Raw genomic sequence first — 4671 nt, 5'->3', positions numbered from 1 at the left:
CTCAAAGGGGCACAACGTTTGGCAGAGGTGATTGCCGGCGTTGAGTTCAAAGACGGAATGCCGGAAGACGCCAAGAAAATCGCCGCTTGACCCGACTTCGTCAAACACAACATTTGACATTAACTCGCAGCCAAGTCAGGTCCGCTGACCGCGGATTGAATCCCAACACCAGCGTTTCCGAGAACCTTGCTCAATGTCGCGATGACGATTGAACAAGTTTTTTGCCGTGCTACCCACGGAGAACGCAGCTGGGCATCCAGCAAAAATCGCCCCGACCGCGCTAGCGCGCGGGCGGCTACGCGATCAATTGCCTACGTCGACCAACTAAGGTCACGCCGGCTCCATCCATCTGCCCTAGAGGACTCCCATCCTCTGGGACGGTCTTCATGGGCTCCAATTAGAAAGAGTCTCATGTCCCAAACGGATTCCGTAAATATTCTACTGCCCACTTTCACAGCGGGTCAGCATCAATACCGCCTTACCTCCTTGGGCTATTCCTCCGAGCGCTACGGTGTATGTGAGGTCTGCCAAAGGCATGTATCGGATGTGCATTACCAGGTCGAGGAGCAGTACTTCCGGCACGAGCCCCGTGCTAACTACCCCGGTAGTGCAGGCTGGACACACAGTGGCTGCCAAAGCTATTTTGGCCACGAGAGCTGCCTGCGCAGCAAACGCCGCGGCGACTTGATGGTTCATTACCGCGATCCGTCCGAGCAGCGCGATTACGACGTTTATTCGCTTCCAAGTATTGATATACCGGATCAGTCCGCTCCGTCATTCCATGTCCGTGCTGTTGCGTCCTTCTACGTACAGGACCAATTCACAGACATCCTCCTTCGGGCCGACGACACCAGAGCCGCACTGCAAGGTGTCGGAATCGAGCTGACTAAGCCGTATCGGAATGTTCGCGAGGTCTCGACCGGCAATCCGTACACCGCGATGTATGAGTTCGACGCACAAGACGGGTCACGCTTTGCCGGCGGGGCTCAGACGGGGCACGTTCTTCTCTGCATCATCTAACGCACGCAGACAACGTGCCCTAACAGATAAGCTGAGTCCTGCCACGACATCGCCGATTGGCGTCGTGGCGGCTTTACAAGGAAAAACTATGCGAAAGAGCTTTGAATACGTGTCTGAACTAGGTGGCGCTGAGGAGGAGGGCGTGGCAACTGATGACCTCTTGAAAGGCGCCTATGTTCCATGACACGAACGACCTGTTCGGCGACTTATTAGGCAACCCCGAACGCGGCAATGCCGCTCCGAGTTGCGTTCAAGCTGAGGATCTTCCTCTGTTCCGTAGGCGAACTGTCGAAATGGTGAGCGACGACATCATCAAAGCTGCCCTGGCGCTGGATTCGACCAGTGTCAGGATCATGGCAAAAGGTTTGGCACCTCGTGCCGGCGATCGAGTCGGTGCCCGTCTCAACCTGAACATCTACAAAAGCAAAGGCGTCGCTGTCCAGACGATCCACGCTGGAAACGCTACGGAGGGTTATACCCGAAACCGAGGCTTCTATAACGGCAATGTGATTGCGTATGCCAAGGTCGTCTGTCTTGAGAACGTGTACCTCAACGTTTCACAGAGTTTCCGGGACCGTATTGCGTCAGGAACCGAAAGCAAGGGGCCTATGGCCTCGGTCGATGGGATCTACGCACCCGTTCCGGTGCCTTCCTTCGACGGCATTGAAGTCCGCTTCGATCCGATGGACGTTCACTGGTTCTGCGATCTGGAGTATCGACCAATTCGCTACGCGGAGTACGTCACAGTTTACGGAAATCGCGTCTACTGCCGAGGTGGTATCGAATACTACACCGAGGATAACGCGCCGGCGAAAGTCGGCGATGCAGTTTCCAAGGTGCGGTTTCCTTAGCAACTGCGCCAAGAACGAGTGGCGCGTACTCCTGAACTGTCATGAACCAACCAAAAAGGGCCTAACGGCCCTTTTTCCGCCTTTGTGAATGGAGACACGCCCTCGGGATTTAAGCGAGGTAGGAGACCGACGATACGGACCACCGTAGCCTTAAAGTTCGGAACTGCGCTTGGGCTGTGGTGCGGCGGGGAAGCACATCAATTAAGTTTGGAACACGGCCCTAACGGCGACGCTGACTCATGTAGGAAAGCCTCTTGAACGTCAGTTCGGCGTTCCGAACTTAATCTCGATAAAAAAAGTGCTTCTAAAGTGGAAATACTATTTATTTGCGGTTTTGAGGCTGGTAACGAACAATTGCGCTATGCCAAGAAATGTTGCCGTACGAAAATATTATCGTCGGCCTTGAATAGGCCATTCCTTCTTCAAGGAGATTTGATGAAACGTTTGTACTTAGCCTCGTTACTGGCCGCAGCGTCGTTTGGCACTCAGGCTACGAGCTTGGACGTGTCCAGCTTGTCCAACGCAGTCACCGACGTCGTGGCCAGCGTCGCCAATACCGTACAGCAAAGCGGTGTTGAAAGGTTTGCACCACCGCCGCAGCCGAAAGGTTGCAACGCCGGCTATATGTGGTCGACCGCCGGTGGCATCGCCCACTGCGTTCCTATTCCGCCTCCGCCGCCAGTCGTCGTCGCACCCGTCTGGGAACCGCCCGCCTATGACCCTGGCCCTACCTATGATGGTGGCGGTTCGAGCACACCAGTGTCGACTTACACTCCTGACCCGGCATACCAGGCTTGGATTGATGCATACTTGAACGGCACGCCCCCCGCGCCTGCTCCGTCTACTCCTATCGCTACCGCGCCGCAGCCCGAGCCGCCGACCCCTTGGACCGACACAACACCTTCGTACACGCCGACGCCCACTTACACACCGCCGCCGGTAGTCGTAGCACCGGCGCCGGTTCAGGAACAGTATGTCTGGGCAGTTGGCTCGGTGAATATGGGTCAGGCCGTAACCGGTTATGACGCTGCAGCGGCATACGCAGCCGGCGGAGCGTACTCGGCAGGTCAATTTAACTACGTCTCTCAGCTTTACGGAAATGGCGACAATGTTCCATATCCGGTGCAGACGGTCGCCGAATTCAACGCATCGATGATTGCATCAGGCTGCTACGAAACAACTTATAGCGGCTGGCAGTGCCGATAAGCTTTTTCGCATAGTTCCTATGTAATGACGACAAGGTGCTTCTAGGCGAAAGCACCTTGTCGTACATACCTGAGAACCATACTCAATGGCTCTTTAGCCATTGGATATGGCTTTCACCTCACCACTTCATACGGTCACGGTGAATATCACGGCGTTCTGTCGTGCCAGATAGTTGGAGAACCAAAGGCTTTTGTAGTGCCTTCTAGCTAGAGATAACTAGCATTCAAAACTTCGCTACCTACACGTAGCAGTCTGCGGCAAGAACAACTTCTTGCCTAACTTTCGTTCCCTTCGCCCTGGCGCATATCGCCAGTAGGCGAATGCTCCGGGTACCACCTAGGTGTTCACATGAACAAGCGGCTCAAACAAGCCCCAATCTCCATAGCGGAGCGCACGCAGCTACGCACTGATGCAAACGACATCCGCGCCGCGGCCAAACGCAAACAGGTCACACTCGACCGATTTGAGGATGCGCGCGAATCGACTTTTGCCAAAACACATTTCGAGCTCGGTGCCTGGCTGTTTTACTACCGCAATCGCATATCAGCGACCGGTGCCCAAGGCCTGCAGGATCGAATCGACTGCGCAAGGCGCATCTATGAAGCCGGTCTGATAAATCCTGAATATGACTTTTTCACGGTCTTTGACTTTGGCGAGCGGCAGTACGACACCATTTTCGAGAGCGGGGATGCAGACGCGGTCCTCGACGGTCTGCGATTCATCTTGAACTCCGCACCCACCGAAGGGCTTCGCAAGGCCTTTCTTTCCTACGGTTGGCCAACAGAGCTCAAACATGCGGCTCCCCAGTGCCCGCTCTTTTCGGCTCTGGAAGCGTGAACCGCGGAAGCGGTGAGGATTCATCAACTTGGCACGGTTTCCTATCGAACCACGCCGATTTCACAACTTGACCGAGTCCGTAAAGGACTTGGTCCCATAGGAAGTCCTATGAATACACCAGTAAAAACTAAACAGCCGTTCATGCCGAATGCGGCTATGCTCGATGCGGCCGAGGCTGTACTCAAAGCCATGGCCATACTCGGGACAGTGCGCCCGATCGTCGAAGCCTATCAAACTGAAATCCTTGCTAAGGGACAGTGGAAGGTAATGGCGGAGTGCCGTGAGCCTGGCGCTCGCGACGAGATCATCACCGAGCCGAAGCTCTCATTTCTGATGTCCGATTCGGACTTTGCCGTCTACCATCAGCGGTGCGATGAAGCACGAAAGGCGGCAGGTCTCTCCATCACTTTAGAAGGTGGTTGCCCTCTACTGGAGGCGGAAGAGCTTCTGCGAGTCGCGCAGCGTGCTATGGTTGATTCCATGGCTGACGTTACGCAAATAACGGCTAATAAAGCCGTCACCTTGCCACTTGAACAATACCGCGAGTTTGTTGACCTTACGCTCCGACTCCTTGTGCCGTTCATTGACCATGCAGGCGTCACACGCCACCTGTCACCACGGACCGAATCGGGAGCTATAGTCCAAAGTGGTGTACGGGCTGAGCTCTGAAGGTGGGGAGGAAGGCGGTGGAGATTTTGTTGGAGAATTTTGATTGTCGAGATCAAAACCAACCAACGAAAGAACCCCCACCATGGGC

General features: G+C 55.0%; 5 protein-coding genes. All 5 read left to right on the top strand.

Annotated features, from left to right (window positions below):
* Positions 1–411: 411 nt before the first annotated feature.
* The 5 genes from IGW03_RS37175 (at position 412) to IGW03_RS37155 (ending at position 4583) form a co-directional block, all read left to right on the top strand.
* Complete coding sequence (locus tag IGW03_RS37175) at positions 412–1020, top strand: hypothetical protein (protein ID WP_194727405.1); 609 nt, start codon at positions 412–414, stop codon at positions 1018–1020.
* Positions 1021–1193: 173 nt separating this feature from the next.
* A complete protein-coding gene (locus IGW03_RS37170; RefSeq protein ID WP_194727404.1) occupies positions 1194–1871 on the top strand; it encodes a L5-gp82 domain-containing phage-derived protein in 678 nt (225 codons plus the stop codon).
* A gap of 435 nt (positions 1872–2306) precedes the next feature.
* On the top strand, positions 2307–3077 hold the full coding sequence (locus IGW03_RS37165; protein WP_194727403.1) for a hypothetical protein: 771 nt from the start codon (positions 2307–2309) through the stop codon (positions 3075–3077).
* Positions 3078–3425: 348 nt separating this feature from the next.
* Positions 3426–3914: a hypothetical protein gene (locus IGW03_RS37160; protein WP_194727402.1), complete on the top strand. Its 489-nt coding sequence runs from the start codon at positions 3426–3428 to the stop codon at positions 3912–3914.
* A gap of 108 nt (positions 3915–4022) precedes the next feature.
* Positions 4023–4583 carry a hypothetical protein gene (locus tag IGW03_RS37155; protein ID WP_194727401.1) on the top strand — a complete coding sequence of 187 codons (561 nt, stop codon included), beginning with the start codon at positions 4023–4025 and terminating at the stop codon, positions 4581–4583.
* Positions 4584–4671 lie beyond the last annotated feature (88 nt).

The sequence above is a fragment of the Noviherbaspirillum malthae genome, assembly GCF_015352985.1.
In the GTDB taxonomy this organism is placed as follows: Bacteria; Pseudomonadota; Gammaproteobacteria; order Burkholderiales; family Burkholderiaceae_D; genus Noviherbaspirillum; species Noviherbaspirillum malthae.
Note: the sequence above shows the minus strand (reverse complement) of the source record. Positions and strands in the feature narration are given on the sequence as shown.